The sequence below is a fragment of the Rhodococcus sp. IEGM 1351 genome (assembly GCF_030056875.1).
GTDB classification, from domain to species: domain Bacteria; phylum Actinomycetota; class Actinomycetes; order Mycobacteriales; family Mycobacteriaceae; genus Rhodococcus_F; species Rhodococcus_F opacus.
This window is the reverse complement of sequence record NZ_JASHKU010000017.1, coordinates 41,371-55,011: the sequence shown is the minus strand read 5'-3', so window position 1 is coordinate 55,011 and position 13,641 is coordinate 41,371. Positions and strand designations below refer to the sequence as shown.

Annotated in this window: 15 protein-coding genes; 10 read left to right on the top strand and 5 right to left on the bottom strand. The window is 67.8% G+C overall.

Annotated features, from left to right (window positions below):
• Positions 1-153 precede the first annotated feature (153 nt).
• Positions 154-1,323, top strand: coding sequence for an ADP-forming succinate--CoA ligase subunit beta (sucC, locus tag QM806_RS26815; RefSeq protein WP_005238541.1), 1,170 nt, complete (start codon positions 154-156; stop codon positions 1,321-1,323).
• Positions 1,324-1,338: 15 nt separating this feature from the next.
• Positions 1,339-2,241: a succinate--CoA ligase subunit alpha gene (gene sucD / locus QM806_RS26810; RefSeq protein ID WP_005238543.1), complete on the top strand. Its 903-nt coding sequence runs from the start codon at positions 1,339-1,341 to the stop codon at positions 2,239-2,241.
• A gap of 60 nt (positions 2,242-2,301) precedes the next feature.
• On the opposite strand, the gene QM806_RS26805 is transcribed toward sucD, so the two are convergent.
• Positions 2,302-2,928 (bottom strand): IMPACT family protein, encoded by a 627-nt coding sequence (locus tag QM806_RS26805; protein WP_005259975.1) that lies wholly within the window; start codon positions 2,926-2,928, stop codon positions 2,302-2,304.
• Positions 2,929-3,054: 126 nt separating this feature from the next.
• On the opposite strand from QM806_RS26805, the gene QM806_RS26800 reads away from it, so the two are divergent.
• The 4 genes from QM806_RS26800 (at position 3,055) to purH (ending at position 8,056) form a co-directional block, all read left to right on the top strand.
• Entirely contained in the window at positions 3,055-4,137 is a 1,083-nt protein-coding gene (locus QM806_RS26800; RefSeq protein WP_169693151.1) for a DUF5336 domain-containing protein, read from the top strand.
• Positions 4,138-4,248: 111 nt separating this feature from the next.
• Positions 4,249-5,772 (top strand): cell division protein PerM, encoded by a 1,524-nt coding sequence (locus QM806_RS26795; protein ID WP_120659474.1) that lies wholly within the window; start codon positions 4,249-4,251, stop codon positions 5,770-5,772.
• A 69-nt stretch (positions 5,773-5,841) separates the two neighbouring features.
• A complete protein-coding gene (gene purN / locus QM806_RS26790) occupies positions 5,842-6,507 on the top strand; it encodes a phosphoribosylglycinamide formyltransferase (RefSeq protein WP_005259970.1) in 666 nt (221 codons plus the stop codon).
• Complete coding sequence (gene purH, locus QM806_RS26785; RefSeq protein ID WP_005571818.1) at positions 6,500-8,056, top strand: bifunctional phosphoribosylaminoimidazolecarboxamide formyltransferase/IMP cyclohydrolase; 1,557 nt, start codon at positions 6,500-6,502, stop codon at positions 8,054-8,056. The genes purN and purH overlap by 8 nt, the downstream gene beginning before the upstream one ends.
• A gap of 55 nt (positions 8,057-8,111) precedes the next feature.
• Here purH and QM806_RS26780 read toward each other — a convergent pair whose 3' ends face one another.
• Positions 8,112-8,345 (bottom strand): hypothetical protein, encoded by a 234-nt coding sequence (locus QM806_RS26780; RefSeq protein ID WP_005259967.1) that lies wholly within the window; start codon positions 8,343-8,345, stop codon positions 8,112-8,114.
• Between the two features lie 546 nt (positions 8,346-8,891).
• Here QM806_RS26780 and QM806_RS26775 point away from each other — a divergent pair.
• Positions 8,892-9,986 (top strand): N-acetylmuramoyl-L-alanine amidase, encoded by a 1,095-nt coding sequence (locus QM806_RS26775; protein ID WP_210460900.1) that lies wholly within the window; start codon positions 8,892-8,894, stop codon positions 9,984-9,986.
• On the opposite strand, the gene QM806_RS26770 is transcribed toward QM806_RS26775, so the two are convergent.
• Both QM806_RS26770 and QM806_RS26765 read right to left on the bottom strand, forming a co-directional pair.
• The gene (locus tag QM806_RS26770; protein ID WP_167117293.1) at positions 9,987-10,952 is read right to left on the bottom strand and encodes an alpha/beta hydrolase family protein; all 966 of its coding nucleotides are present in this window, start codon (positions 10,950-10,952) and stop codon (positions 9,987-9,989) included.
• A gap of 17 nt (positions 10,953-10,969) precedes the next feature.
• Positions 10,970-11,542 carry a DUF4126 domain-containing protein gene (locus QM806_RS26765; RefSeq protein WP_005259962.1) on the bottom strand — a complete coding sequence of 191 codons (573 nt, stop codon included), beginning with the start codon at positions 11,540-11,542 and terminating at the stop codon, positions 10,970-10,972.
• 164 nt (positions 11,543-11,706) lie between these two features.
• Here QM806_RS26765 and QM806_RS26760 point away from each other — a divergent pair, with 164 nt between their 5' ends.
• Positions 11,707-12,018: a hypothetical protein gene (locus QM806_RS26760; RefSeq protein WP_005571823.1), complete on the top strand. Its 312-nt coding sequence runs from the start codon at positions 11,707-11,709 to the stop codon at positions 12,016-12,018.
• Between the two features lie 8 nt (positions 12,019-12,026).
• On the opposite strand, the gene QM806_RS26755 is transcribed toward QM806_RS26760, so the two are convergent.
• Positions 12,027-12,671, bottom strand: coding sequence for a winged helix-turn-helix transcriptional regulator (locus QM806_RS26755; protein WP_133986341.1), 645 nt, complete (start codon positions 12,669-12,671; stop codon positions 12,027-12,029).
• Between the two features lie 136 nt (positions 12,672-12,807).
• On the opposite strand from QM806_RS26755, the gene QM806_RS26750 reads away from it, so the two are divergent.
• Positions 12,808-13,221 carry a VOC family protein gene (locus tag QM806_RS26750; protein WP_005259955.1) on the top strand — a complete coding sequence of 138 codons (414 nt, stop codon included), beginning with the start codon at positions 12,808-12,810 and terminating at the stop codon, positions 13,219-13,221.
• Complete coding sequence (locus QM806_RS26745; protein WP_005571826.1) at positions 13,218-13,634, top strand: DoxX family protein; 417 nt, start codon at positions 13,218-13,220, stop codon at positions 13,632-13,634. The genes QM806_RS26750 and QM806_RS26745 overlap by 4 nt, the downstream gene beginning before the upstream one ends.
• Positions 13,635-13,641: the final 7 nt, after the last annotated feature.

Below are 13,641 nucleotides of genomic sequence, written 5' to 3'. Positions count from 1 at the left end.
TCTGGTGAGGCTCGCCTCAATGCGTGTTATCGCGTGATGTGGACCACATAGCAGACACGCGGCCGCAGACCGGGCCCGGCAACTGGTTAAAGTCCAAAACAGACCCGCTCCTACCCCTCGAGCGGGTGTCAACGCAGACGAGACGGTGAGCAGATGGATCTCTTCGAATACCAGGCGAAGGAACTCTTCGCCAAGCACGAGGTGCCGACTTCGGCTGGGCGTGTTACCGACACGGTCGCCGGCGCACGCGAGATTGCCGAAGAAATCGGCAAGCCCGTGATGGTCAAGGCGCAGGTCAAGGTCGGAGGCCGCGGCAAGGCCGGTGGCGTCAAGTACTCCGCCGACGCCGATGCCGCCCAGGCCAACGCCGAGGCGATCCTGGGCCTCGACATCAAGGGTCATGTCGTCAAGAAGCTGCTGGTCGCAGAGGCGAGTGACATCGCCGAGGAGTACTACATCTCCTTCCTGCTCGACCGCACCAACCGCACCTACCTGGCCATGTGCTCGGTCGAGGGTGGCGTCGAGATCGAGGTCACTGCCGAGGAGAACCCCGACGCTCTCGCGAAGATCCCCGTGGACGCCGTCAAGGGTGTCGACCTCGCGTTCGCGCGCAGCATCGCCGAGGCAGGAAAGCTGCCCGCCGAGGTGCTCGACGCAGCGGCCGTGACGATCCAGAAGCTGTGGGAGGTCTTCATCAACGAAGACGCTCTCCTCGTCGAGGTCAACCCGCTCGTCCGCACGCCGGACGACCAGATCCTCGCACTCGACGGCAAGGTCACGCTCGACGAGAACGCTGCGTTCCGTCAGCCCGGCCACGAGGCGTTCGAGGACAAGGACGCCACGGACCCGCTCGAGCTCAAGGCCAAGGAAAACGACCTCAACTACGTCAAGCTCGACGGTGAGGTCGGCATCATCGGTAACGGCGCCGGCCTGGTCATGTCGACCCTGGACGTCGTCGCGTACGCCGGTGAGAAGCACGGTGGCGTGAAGCCGGCCAACTTCCTCGACATCGGTGGCGGCGCCTCCGCAGAGGTCATGGCGAACGGCCTGGACGTCATCCTGAACGACGCGCAGGTCAAGAGCGTGTTCGTGAACGTTTTCGGTGGCATCACCGCGTGTGACGCGGTCGCCAACGGCATCGTCGGCGCCCTGAAGACGCTCGGTGACGAGGCCAACAAGCCGCTGGTCGTCCGACTGGACGGCAACAACGTCGAAGAGGGTCGTCGTATCCTCGCCGAGGCCGCCCACCCGCTGGTCACGGTCGTCGGAACCATGGACGAGGCCGCCGACAAGGCTGCCGAGCTGGCCTTCGCCGCAAAGTAAAGGGACTCAAAAAACATGGCTATCTTCCTGACCAAGGACTCCAAGGTCATCGTCCAGGGCATCACCGGCGGCGAGGGCACGAAGCACACCGCGCTGATGCTCAAGGCCGGCACCCAGGTCGTCGGCGGTGTCAACGCCCGTAAGGCCGGCACCACCGTCACCCACGACGGCGGCGTCGAGCTGCCCGTCTTCGGCACCGTCGCCGAGGCCATCGAGAAGACCGGCGCGGACGTCTCCATCGCGTTCGTTCCCCCGGCCTTCGCCAAGGACGCCATCGTCGAGGCCATCGACGCGGAGATCCCGCTGCTCGTGGTCATCACCGAGGGCATCCCGGTGCAGGACTCGGCGTACGCCTGGGCGTACAACGTCTCCAAGGGCAACAAGACCCGCATCATCGGACCCAACTGTCCCGGCATCATCACCCCCGGCGAGTCGCTGGTCGGCATCACCCCGGCCAACATCGCGGGCACCGGCCCGATCGGTCTCGTGTCCAAGTCCGGCACGCTGACCTACCAGATGATGTTCGAGCTGCGTGACTTCGGCTTCTCCACCGCCATCGGCATCGGCGGCGACCCGGTCATCGGCACCACCCACATCGACGCCATCGAGGCGTTCGAGAAGGACCCCGAGACCAAGGTCATCGTGATGATCGGTGAGATCGGTGGCGACGCCGAGGAGCGTGCCGCCGACTACATCAAGGCGAACGTCACGAAGCCGGTCGTCGGCTACGTCGCGGGCTTCACCGCTCCCGAGGGCAAGACCATGGGCCACGCAGGCGCCATCGTCTCCGGTTCCTCGGGCACCGCGCAGGCCAAGAAGGACGCCCTCGAGGCTGCCGGCGTGAAGGTCGGCAAGACGCCGTCCGAGACCGCTGCGCTCGCTCGCGAGATCCTGCAGAGCCTGACCGTCCAGGCCTAGGCGCTCCGCGCCCGTGCGCCTTTTTGGTAGCTCCCGCTACCGGAAAGGCGCACGGGCCGTTCAGGCATCGACCCACATCTCCCCGGCCGGATCGAGTGTCCCCGTCCCCGACGTGACGGCAGCGACCAGATCGGCCAACTCCGCCGAGTCCCGCGCCGCGAGGGTGAGGACCGCGGATTCCCCGTATGTCGTGTCCACCACGACGACGCCCCGCCCACGCAACTCCGACTCGACGCGTCCCGCCTCGGCGTGGCCGACGGCGAGGGTGTGCAGGTGGCGAAGTTCCCTCCGCACGAGGGGTGCGGCATCGACCGCTGTGGCCACCGCGCCGGAGTAGGCGCGCACCAGTCCGCCCGCGCCCAGCTTGATTCCCCCGAAGTACCGTGTCACGACCACCGTGACGTCGACGAGATCACGGGCCTTGAGTACCTGCAGCATCGGAATGCCCGCGGTGCCACCGGGTTCGCCGTCGTCGCTCGCGCGCTCGACCCGGTCGCTGGGGCCGTTTCCGATGATGTACGCCGAACAGTGATGTCGCGCATCGGGATACGCCCGCCGCCGATCCTGGACGAAGGCCTGCGCCGCCTCGGCGTCCTCGACGCGCCGCAGCGCGGCGATGAAACGTGAGTGCTTCACCTCCGTCTCCAGGGTGAGATCGGCGGTGTGGGGAGCGAGGGTGTACGGCACCGAACCATTGTCTCCTGCGCTGTTCCCGGCGCCGCGGGCCGCGAGTGACGGCAGTGACCGACGGGTATACGTAGGCTAGCGTCGGAAGAGCGCACGCAGACGACCACTTGTCGACTAGGAGAAGTCATGACGTTCACGCCCGGAGGACCGAGTTACGGTCCGCCCGCGCAACCGACTGCAGGGGGAGAACCGAAAGGCCTGGGCTTCTTCCTTCTGATCGGTGTCGCAGTTCTCGGTGTCCTCAACCTACTGCTCGGGTTCGCCCCGTACGCCACGTTGGCGCGAGAGTCCGTGAACTCGTTCGAAGCCAACACGGACGGGCTCGGCCTCCTGTTCCTCGGTGGTCTCCTCGCGGCAGTCTCGCTCCTTCCGAAGCAGTCCTACGCGGGCGCGGCAGCAGCGGCGTCCGTCGCGGGCTGGGTTGTCGCGTTGTTCGTTTTCCTCAACGTCGACGCGGATTCGGGTTGGGGCGCAATCCTGATCCTCGTTCTCGGATTCATCCAGTCGGCCGTGGCCGTCGCGGCCACGCTGTTCGACATCGGACTCCTGAAGCAGCCGGCGCCCAAGCCGGCCGCAGCCGCGGGCTTCGGTCAGCCCGGTCAGCCCGGTCAGCCCGGTCAGGCGCCGCAGGGTTACGGCCAGGGCGCCCCGCAGGGCTACGGGCAGGGCCCGCAGCAGTCGTACGGACAGCCGCCCCAGGGCTACGGTCAGAGCGCCCCGCAGGGCTACGGGCAGAGTCAGTCGCAGCCCGGCTACGGCCAGCAGAACCAGCCCGGCTACGGCCAGCAGGGTTACGGCCAGCAGGGTCAGCCCTCGCAGAGCCAGACCGGCTACGGTCAGGGCTACGGGCAGCCCCAGCAGCCGGGTTACGGAGCCGCGGCGGGTGCCGGGTCCGCGTCGTACGACGCCCCGACCGCCGCCTACCAGCAGCCGCAGTACCAGGGGTACTCGCAGCCGTCGAGCCCGTCGCAGTCCACCGGAACGCCCAGCTCGCAGTACCCGGCCGGCACCAGTTACGGTTCCGCGCAGCACGCGGCGCCCGCGTACGGCTCGCAGTCCGAGTCGTCCCCCGTGGAGCGCACGCTCGAGTACGGCGAGCAGCCTTCCACCGAGGCGAAGTCGGCAGACTCGGCCGAGAAGTCCGAATCGGAGGGCTACAGCGCGCCGACCCAGGCGTTCGACACGCGCGCCGACAGGGACGACAAGTAGCGGCCCAACCAGCAGGTGGCCTCTGACCCAACGTGGTCGGAGGCCACTTCTGTGCGGCGCGCCTGACCGCCGCCGCGGCGTCGGAGTGCCACTCTCGAGGGGATGAGTTCTTTGGTTGATCGTGCGCAGCGCGTCGCACAGGGTGCACGACGGCGAGCCGTCGGTGATGACGAGCGGCAAGTCCCGCGACAGCGACCCGTGCCCGACGCCGACGAGATGCGGGCGCTGCTCGCGGTCGCGTTCCGGCCCGCGGGCGTCACCGTCGTCCTGTTGTCCGCACTCATCGTCGTCACGCTGGTGGCGGCGAACAGCGACCTCACCGGAACGTTCGGTGCCATCGCGGCGTCGTGGCTGGCGATTCACCAGGTGCCGTTGACGATCGACGGCACGTCACTCGGTGTCCTCCCTCTGATCCCGACAGCCGGGATGATGTGGGTCGTCGCCCGCGGATGCGCCGCTGTGGTGCACCCGGCGTCCTCGCGGCGGCACGCTCTGCAGGTGATCGGCGCTGCGGTGGCCGGACCGCTGGTCGTGACGGCCATCAGCCTCGCCGTCATCGCGGACGCGTCGGCGGTCATCCCGTTGTCCTCCCCGAACGCGCTCGCCGCGTTCGGGTGGGTGCTGTTCGTGCACCTGCTTGCATCGGCGATCGGTGTGACGGTCGCGATGCGGCCGACGCTCGGTGCGCAGGTTCCGTCGTGGGTCCGGGACGCGGTGCGGCCGGGACTGCGCGCGTTGACGGCGATTCTCGGTGCCGGCGCGGTCATGGTCACGATCTCGCTGCTGATGGAGTGGTCGACGGTCGGCTCGCTGCTCGAACGCGGCGACGGCGTCGTCGGAATGCTCGGACTGACGATCCTGTCGGTGCTGTACCTGCCGAACGTCGTGGTGGGTGCCGCGGCCGCGGTCATCGGAGGGACTGCGCAGATCGGGGACGTCTCGGTCAGCGTGTTCGGGAACGTCGGTGGTTCGCTGCCGCCGTTGCCGCTGCTCGGCGCCGTTCCCGACGGGGTGTCGGGTGGTGCCTGGCCCGCGCTGCTGGTGATTCCGTTGCTGATCGGTGTGATGCTCGGACGCGACTGCGGGCGTCGCGTCGCCGGGCAGGAAGCGCTGTTCACCGTGCTGACCGCCGCCGCGGGGGTGGGCGTGGTGACGGCGGTGCTCGGCCTCGTGTCCGGCGGCAGACTCGGCGCATTCGGAACGGTCGAGCTGCACTGGTGGGCGTTCGGACTGCTCACGTTCGCGTGGCTCGGACTCGCGGGCGCGGTGACAGCGGTGGTCGTGGCCTGGCATCGGAGCCGGGGCGCCGTGGACGAGGACGACGCCGACACCGAGGACGAGGAGCCGCATCTTCCCGGCGCGGAGGAGGTTCCGGCGATCGCCGCCCCGATCACCGAGGAACCGGTGGTCGCCGAACACGTCGCGCCGAGTCGGGTGATCGAAGCCGAACTCGTCGACGAGACCGAAGCGCCGGCAGCGCCGGTTGCACCGCAGGACACCGGCGCCGAGGCCGAGGTCGTGGTGGACGCAGAGGTCGAGGAAGACACGCCGACGGACGAACCCGAGGGGGCCGCAGACGCCGCCGAGAGCCCGGAAGCCGACCTGCCCCGAGGGCCCGCAACCCCCAGCGACTAGGCTCTTGGTCGGTCGACGATGCGACCGCCCCCATTTTTTGCCCGTCTTTCGATTCACCCGGCCTTTCGATTGTTCAGGAGTAGTGCGCTGACTTCCTCGCGTGACCACCTGAGGCCCACGACCGGTTCGCCGGCGCGGATCGTCGTACTCGCCTCCGGTGCGGGAACCCTCCTGAGGTCGCTGATCGAAGCAACACACACGGACGGGTATCCCGCCGAGATCGTCGCCGTCGGCGTCGACCGCGACTGTGATGCGACCTCCCACGCGAACGCGGCGGACATTCCCCACTTCCGGGTGAGCCTGCGCGACCACGCCGACCGTGCCGCCTGGGACGTCGCGCTGACCGAGGCCGTCGCGTCCCACCAGCCGTCGCTCGTCGTGTCGGCGGGTTTCATGAAGATCCTCGGTCCCGCCTTCCTGGAGCGCTTCGGCGGTCGCATCATCAACACGCATCCCGCGTTGCTGCCCGCATTCCCCGGCGCGCACGCGGTCCCGGATGCCCTGGCCTACGGCGTGAAGGTGTCGGGATCGACCGTCCACCTCGTGGACGCCGGTGTCGACACCGGCCCGATCCTGGCGCAGGAACCCGTGCCTGTGCTCGACGGCGACGACGAGTCGACCCTGCACGAGCGCATCAAGACTGTGGAGCGACGGTTGTTGGCGGACGTCATCGCCGCTGTCGCCACCCGTGGAGTTGTTTCCGATGGACGAAAGGCCGTGATCCCCAGTGAGTGAACGCAAGGCAGTACGCCGAGCGCTCGTCAGCGTCTACGACAAGACCGGTCTGGTCGAACTGGCTACGGGCCTGCACAAGGCAGGCGTCGAGCTGGTGTCGACAGGGTCGACTGCAGCGAAGATCGCCGACGCCGGCATCCCGGTCACCCCCGTCGAGGCGCTGACGGGCTTCCCCGAATGCCTCGAGGGCCGGGTCAAGACGCTGCACCCGCGGGTGCACGCCGGCGTCCTCGCCGACACCCGGAAGCCGGAGCACCTCGCGCAGCTCGAGGAACTCGGCATCGAGGCGTTCCAGCTGGTGGTCGTGAACCTGTACCCGTTCACGCAGACCGTCGCATCGGGTGCGACCCCCGACGAGTGCGTCGAGCAGATCGACATCGGCGGACCGTCCATGGTGCGTGCCGCCGCGAAGAACCACCCGTCGGTCGCGGTCGTGGTGGATCCCGCCCGCTACGACGACGTGCTCACCGCGGTCGCCGACGGCGGTTTCACGCTGCCCGAGCGCACCGCCCTCGCTGCGCAGGCGTTCCAGCACACCGCGTCGTACGACGTCGCGGTCGCCAGCTGGATGACGTCCACGCTGGTCGAACCGGGTGACTCCCAGTTCCCCGAGTGGGCAGGCGCCACCTGGGACCGCTCGGCTGTCCTGCGGTACGGCGAGAACCCCCACCAGGCCGCGGCCCTCTACGTGAACCCCGCCGCCCCGGCCGGTCTGGCTCAGGCGGAACAGTTGCACGGCAAGGAAATGTCGTACAACAACTACACCGACGGCGACGCCGCCTGGCGCGCGGCGTTCGACTTCAGCGAGCCGGCTGTCGCGATCATCAAGCACGCGAACCCATGTGGCATCGCGGTCGGAGCCGACATCGCCGAGGCACACCGCAAGGCGCACGCCTGCGACCCGGTCAGCGCATACGGCGGAGTCATCGCCGCGAACCGCGAGATCACCGTCGAGATGGCCGAGCAGGTTGCCGAGATCTTCACCGAGGTGATCATCGCCCCGTCCTACGCGGACGGTGCGCTCGGAGTGCTGCAACGCAAGAAGAACATCCGCGTCCTCCTCGCCGAGGCACCGACCGCGACGGGTATCGAACTGCGTCCCGTGTCCGGTGGAGCGCTCCTGCAGGAGCGCGACGTGCTCGACGCCGAGGGTGACGACCCGGCCAACTGGACGCTGGCCGTCGGCGACGCCGCCGACGAACAGACCTTGAAGGATCTCGAGTTCGCGTGGCGCGCGTGCCGATCGGTGAAGTCCAACGCGATCCTGCTCGCTTCCGACGGCGCGTCGGTCGGCGTCGGCATGGGCCAGGTCAATCGCGTCGACTCGGCGCACCTCGCGGTGCAGCGGGCCGGTGACCGGGTGGTCGGGTCGGTGGGCGCGTCGGACGCGTTCTTCCCGTTCCCCGACGGACTGCAGGTGCTCGCGAACGCCGGCGTCAAGGCGGTCGTGCAGCCGGGTGGTTCCGTCCGCGACAACGAGGTGATCGATGCGGCCAAGGAAGCCGGCGTCACCATGTACCTGACGGGCGCGCGGCACTTCGCGCACTAGCGTTCGGCAACTCTCGAACGGGCCTTGGCATCATGCCGGGGCCCGTTCTGCGTCGTCAGGCGGCTGCGGCCCCGTGTGCTCGGGCCGTGCCCTGGAGTTCGCGCGGCGAACCGGTGATGACCACGCGGGCGGCGCCGCGGCTGCGGACCTCGCTGATCAGCTCACCCAGGCCGGCCTCGTGGGCGGCATCGCAGTGCGACAGGTCGAGGGTGACGGCGTACCCGGTGAGGTCGTCCGGCAGGTCGAGATACGGGGGAGAGGTGGACAGCTGGTTGATGCGAAGTTTCATGGGGTGCTCCTGAAAGTGAAAGGTAAAAGAAAAGGCACCCGAGGGGTTTGCCCTGGGTGCCCGAGAATGACGTGGTGTGAGTCTCAACATTCTCGGGGTGCGCCGAACTTGGTGATGTGCTTGTCGGCGGAGCAGCGACGCCATGCGGGTACGGATGCGAAGAGCGCGTGAAGCTGCATCATGTCCGTACCTTTCTGCGTGTCGTTGCTGGTTGGTAGATGACCGTACAGCACCGGTTGAGGGTTTGCACTTCCATTATCCGGCCGCTGCGCCGAAATGCAGGGTTGAGCAGCGGCTCTTGGCCCAGAGTTGCCGTCCCGTTCACCTCCGCGCACGGATTCGTATGAAGCACCGGCGATTGCGTCGGCGTGTGGCTGATCGGTGCGCATCTGTCGAATCCCACACTTTGGTCACAGCTTGCTTTCGATCCGGCCTCGAGCTGCCCGCACGTACGGTGCAGCTGATTCACTCGGGGCTGATGTGACTCGAGTGGCACCTGTGGAAGGAGAGTGGCGCCCGGACTGCGACGGTGCGCCCATTCCCGTTATGAACCGATTTGCGATCAAGGCCGGCCTCGGCGCCTGCGTCCTGGGTGCGTCCGTGCTCATCCCTGCTCAGGCTTCGGCAGAACCCGCGGCGACGGCGACCGGCACCGAACTGTCCGGGATGACGGTGTTCCTCGACCCCGGACATCAGGGTTCGAGCGAGGGCCACGACCTCGCGCAGCAGGTGAACGACGGCCGGGGCAACACGAAGGACTGCCAGACCAGTGGCATGACGTCGCTGGGCGGGGTGCCCGAGCACACGATCAACTGGAACGTTTCCCAGCTGGTGAAGAGCAGCCTCGAGAGTCTCGGCGCGAAGGTCGTCCTGAGCCGTCAGGACGACACCGGCTGGGGCGGATGCGTCGACGAAAGAGCGCGTGCGGCAAGCGAATCGAATGCCGACGTCGCGGTGAGCATTCACGCGGACTCGACGGCGCAGGGCGAGGACGCGAGCAAGCACGGGTTCCACATGATCATCCCGTCGCTGCCCATTCCCGACGAGAAGGCGGACGCGGCGCAGTCCGGTGGCGGCCTCGAGGCGTCGAAGATGATGCGCGACGCCTACAAGTCGGACGGATTCGTTCCCGCCAACTACGCCGGCGTGAACGACGGCCTCCAGACCCGCGCCGATGTAGCCGGGCCCGCGCTGACTCAGGTGCCGCTGGTGTTCGTCGAGATGGGCAACGGTTCCAACAAGGAAGACTCCGCCCAGCTGGAGAGCACCGACGGCCAGTTGAAGCACGCGATCACCATCACGACGGGCATCGTCACCTACCTGCTGACGGGGTCCCAGTCGGCGCCGGCCGAGGAACTCGCGGCAGCACCGGCGGCCACCACGACGACGCCCGAGGCGAGCGAGGACAGCGCGTCGTCGACCACCACCACGATGCCGAAGGCGACCACCCCGAAGGCCACCCCGCAGTCGACGGCCCCGGAGTCGGCGGAGTTCTCCGAGTTGATGGAGATGCTCGCGCCGCTGCTCGAGGTCGAGGGCCTCGACGGGCTCGAGGATCTCGTCAACGACAAGAACCTGGGGCTCGTGTCCGAACTGGCGAGCACACTGATGGCCGTGATCACCGGAGCCGGCGGGAACTGATCACAGAGCGGCGATCCACCTGCTGAACGGGTCGGTGAACTCCGCCGAGTAGGGGAGCGGTTCCACGTAATCCGGTCCGGTGGACGGACGGTCGCCGACGTCCTTGAGGACGTGATTGGCGTTCGTCATCCGCACCGGCGTCAGCGCGGTGTGCGCGAGGGCGTCGTTCAGGCCGTCGACGTCCGCGAGCTGTACCTGGATGTCCTTGGCGGAGCAGCTGGTGAGGACGGGGAACCCGGCGGGCAGCCGGCCGGCCAGTGCGCGCGGGTCGAGAGCGTCCTCCTCCGCGAGGGCCTTCGCGTTGGCATGGACCAGCCCGGCGTTCTGCAACGGTTCCGGAAGGTCGTCGGGGATCGTGCCCGACGTGCGGAGCGATTCGACGGTGTCCGCGAGCGCGAGCCGGAGTTCGTCGGCGAGTTCCACCGGCAGCTGGCCGGTGCCGACGACGGCGTCGAGCTGACCGTGGATCTGTGTGGTGAGCAGGTCGAGGAGCCGGACACTCAGCGGTTCGAGCAGTCCGACGGCGCGCACCCGCGACTCGTCTTCCGCGGTGGCGAGCGCGAGGGCGACGAGTCCGCCGTCGCTGTGACCGATGACGATAAGCTTCGACGGGTCGACCCCGGGTTGGGCGGCCAGGAAGTCGAGGCCCGCGGACGCGGCGTCGACGAAGGTGGTGAATCCGAGACCCCCGACTTCTTCCACCTCGTAGGGGCCGAGGGCGGTCTCGCCGCTGCCGATCTTGTCGTAGCGCAGGCTGGAGATGCCGTGCTGTTCGAGCACGTCGGCGAGATGGCGGAGCGTTCCGATGTCACCGGGGAGCAGGGCGCTGTCGCCGTTGCGGTCGGTGGGACCACTGCCGGCGAGCAGCAGCGCGGCGGGTGCCGACCCGTTCGCGTGGTCGGGGGTGCGCAGGCTGCCGTAGTACGTGACGGCACCGCTGTCGAACGTGATCTCGGTGTCAGGCATGGGGACTGTCTACCAGTTCACGTCGCGCGCAGTCGCCGCACCCGTTGCACCCCTCGCCACGCGAACCACAGCAGGAATGCGAGTAGCGGGATGACGAGCAGCGGAAGCAGCAGGGCGATCAGGGATGTGACGAACGAGACCACGTCTTCGATCACCGACACCACGGGATTGGCCAGTCCGCCGGTGGAGGCGGTGCTCACCGCCCGGGTCCCGGTCTGCGCGGTGCTGAACGCCAGAGCGGTGGGCGCGCCGATGACGATTCCGGCGATCGCGGCGGTCGACGGGTCCACGTCCGCGAAGGCCGCCCAGGTCGCGATGACACCCGCCGCGGGACCGGTGACGTTGCCGATCACGGACAGCGCGTTGTCGACGAACGGGATGAGATCGGCGGTCAGTTCCACCGCTGTCGCGATCGACAGCGCGACCAGCGCCCCGGTCGAACCGAGCCACCGCATCGACTCGTTCAGGGTGATCCCGAGCACCTCGAAGTGCACCGCGGCGCTGAGCATCAGCAACGGCAGGAACGTGCGCAGTCCCGACGCGGCGGCGAGGCCGAGGCCGAGCAGTCCGGGCAGAACCCACGTCTCCATGCACGGAGTGTAGAAGCTCGGCTATCACGGCAGGCGGGCATCGCGGCCGAGATCTCAGAGAAGCATCACAGAACTCACACAATCGGCGATTAGCGTCTGCATCACCAGTTGTTCCAACGGATTACGTCCGAGAACAGCCCCCGACTCCAGGAAGGTGCCGCACCATGAACGTCGTACAGCTGACCACCGGTGATGTCGTCGCCGCCATGTTCTCCCTCGACTTCGTCGACGGCGGATTCCGCCGGGAGGCCGTCGAGCGGATTCACCGGGGAGCGATCGACGAGTGGGTGTCCGCGCTCACCGGGTCGGGTCTGTTCTCGAACCGCGCGGTCGCGGACGTGGTCCGGGCATGGCGCGACGATCCGCGAGTCCTGCTCGATTCCCTTCTGGCGGAGGCTGATCCGGTGACACTCGAGCGCTACCGCTCCGCGTGGTACGAGTTGGACGCCCTGGTCTCGTATGGTGTCGCCGCGTAGGCGCACTCTCAGGGAATGCTGAAGACGTCGGCGAACGTGGCGAGCAGCGCCGGATCGCCGGTGACGGACACGCTGCCGACGGCGATGGCGTCCTCCGGGGTGATCTCGCGTGCCATCAGTGCCTTCACCGCCGGCCCGGTCTCGATCACGAGGTCGGGCTGGTCGGCTGCGCTCTCCACGACCTCGAGTGCGCCGCGGTCGATGCGGGCGGACAGCACGATCGGCCCGAGCCGCAATTCGTAGGTGAGTGTGACGTCCCGTGCGGCGTCGGGGTGGAACGTCGATCGCAGCGCCATCACCATCGAGTCGACGGTCACGGCATCGTCCGGGTCGGGTTCGCCGAGGGTGCGGGCGCCCCACCGGCCCAGCGACTTCACGGCGTCCTCGAGGGCGTTGCCGTAGTCGGTCAGTTCGTAGACCACCGCGTTCGACGGCCGGGGCAGCGCGCGGCGCGCGATCACGTCGGCGTCCTCGAGTTCCTTCAGGCGCGCCGACAGGATGTTGGACGGGATGCCCGGCAAACCCTGCTTGAGATCCGTATATCGCCGCGGTCCGACCAGGAGATCTCGGACGATGAGCAGTGCCCAGCGTTGTCCCACGATGTCCAGGGCATGCGCGAGTCCGCAGTACTGCCCGTAAGTCTGCCGTGCCATGGTTTCAACTATAGACCGAAGTTGCCTATTGACATCAATAGGTTTCTTTTTGCAACATTGATACGTGATCTGCTCCACAAGGTCGCACGGCTCGTCACCCGAAAACACTCAGCTCCACCGACGGAAAGAGAATTCGATGTCGACCATGATCTTCGTGAACCTCCCCGTGAAGGACCTCGGCAAATCGACGGCCTTCTACGAGGCGCTCGGCTACCGGAAGAACCCCCAGTTCTCGGACGAGAACGCGTCGTCGATCGTCGTCAGCGAGCAGATCCACGTCATGCTGCTGACGGAGAAGTTCTTCTCCACCTTCACCAAGAAGGCCGTCGCGGACGCCACCACGACCACCGAATCCATCATCTGCATCTCCGCGGACAGCCGGGAGGCCGTCGACGCGCTGGCCGACAAGGCGCTCGCGTCGGGCGGATCCTTCTCCAACGATCCGATGGACGAGGGATTCATGTACGGCCGCAGCTTCCAGGACCCGGACGGTCACCTCTGGGAGGTCATGTGGATGGATGTCGATGCAGCGCAGGGGCAGGAGTCGTGAGCACCGCGACCACACCCGTGATGGCGGAGTCGGGAACCGCACGCACGGTGGGCTGGGTTCTCAGCGGACTCGTCGGCGCCTTCCTCCTCTTCGACGCGGTCGGCAAGCTCCTGAAGATCGGACCGGTGGAGGACTCGGCCGCCGAACTGGGATTGCCGATGCACATCATCGTGCCGATCGGAGTGGTGCTGCTCCTCTGCACGGTGCTCTACCTGGTGCCGCGAACGGCCCCGCTGGGGGCGGTGCTGCTGACCGGCTACCTCGGTGGGGCGGTACTCACCAACTGGCGCGTCGAGAAGCCGTTGTTCAGCACGGTGCTGTTCGCGGTGTACGTCGGAATCGCAGTCTGGGCGGGGCTGTACCTGCGCGACCGCAAGGTCCGCGAACTGCTCCCGCTGCGCCGCGAGGACTGACCCGGGC

Bases quoted from the DNA above. Each gene is read 5' to 3' on its own strand.
- QM806_RS26760 (WP_005571823.1), top strand. From the start codon at position 11,707: ATGAACGTCGTACAGCTGACCACCGGTGATGTCGTCGCCGCCATGTTC.
- QM806_RS26775 (WP_210460900.1), top strand. From the start codon at position 8,892: ATGAACCGATTTGCGATCAAGGCCGGCCTCGGCGCCTGCGTCCTGGGT.
- QM806_RS26755 (WP_133986341.1), bottom strand. From the start codon at position 12,671: ATGGCACGGCAGACTTACGGGCAGTACTGCGGACTCGCGCATGCCCTG.
- QM806_RS26750 (WP_005259955.1), top strand. From the start codon at position 12,808: ATGTCGACCATGATCTTCGTGAACCTCCCCGTGAAGGACCTCGGCAAA.
- sucC (WP_005238541.1), top strand. From the start codon at position 154: ATGGATCTCTTCGAATACCAGGCGAAGGAACTCTTCGCCAAGCACGAG.
- QM806_RS26765 (WP_005259962.1), bottom strand. From the start codon at position 11,542: ATGGAGACGTGGGTTCTGCCCGGACTGCTCGGCCTCGGCCTCGCCGCC.
- sucD (WP_005238543.1), top strand. From the start codon at position 1,339: ATGGCTATCTTCCTGACCAAGGACTCCAAGGTCATCGTCCAGGGCATC.
- QM806_RS26780 (WP_005259967.1), bottom strand. From the start codon at position 8,345: ATGAAACTTCGCATCAACCAGCTGTCCACCTCTCCCCCGTATCTCGAC.
- QM806_RS26770 (WP_167117293.1), bottom strand. From the start codon at position 10,952: ATGCCTGACACCGAGATCACGTTCGACAGCGGTGCCGTCACGTACTAC.
- QM806_RS26800 (WP_169693151.1), top strand. From the start codon at position 3,055: ATGACGTTCACGCCCGGAGGACCGAGTTACGGTCCGCCCGCGCAACCG.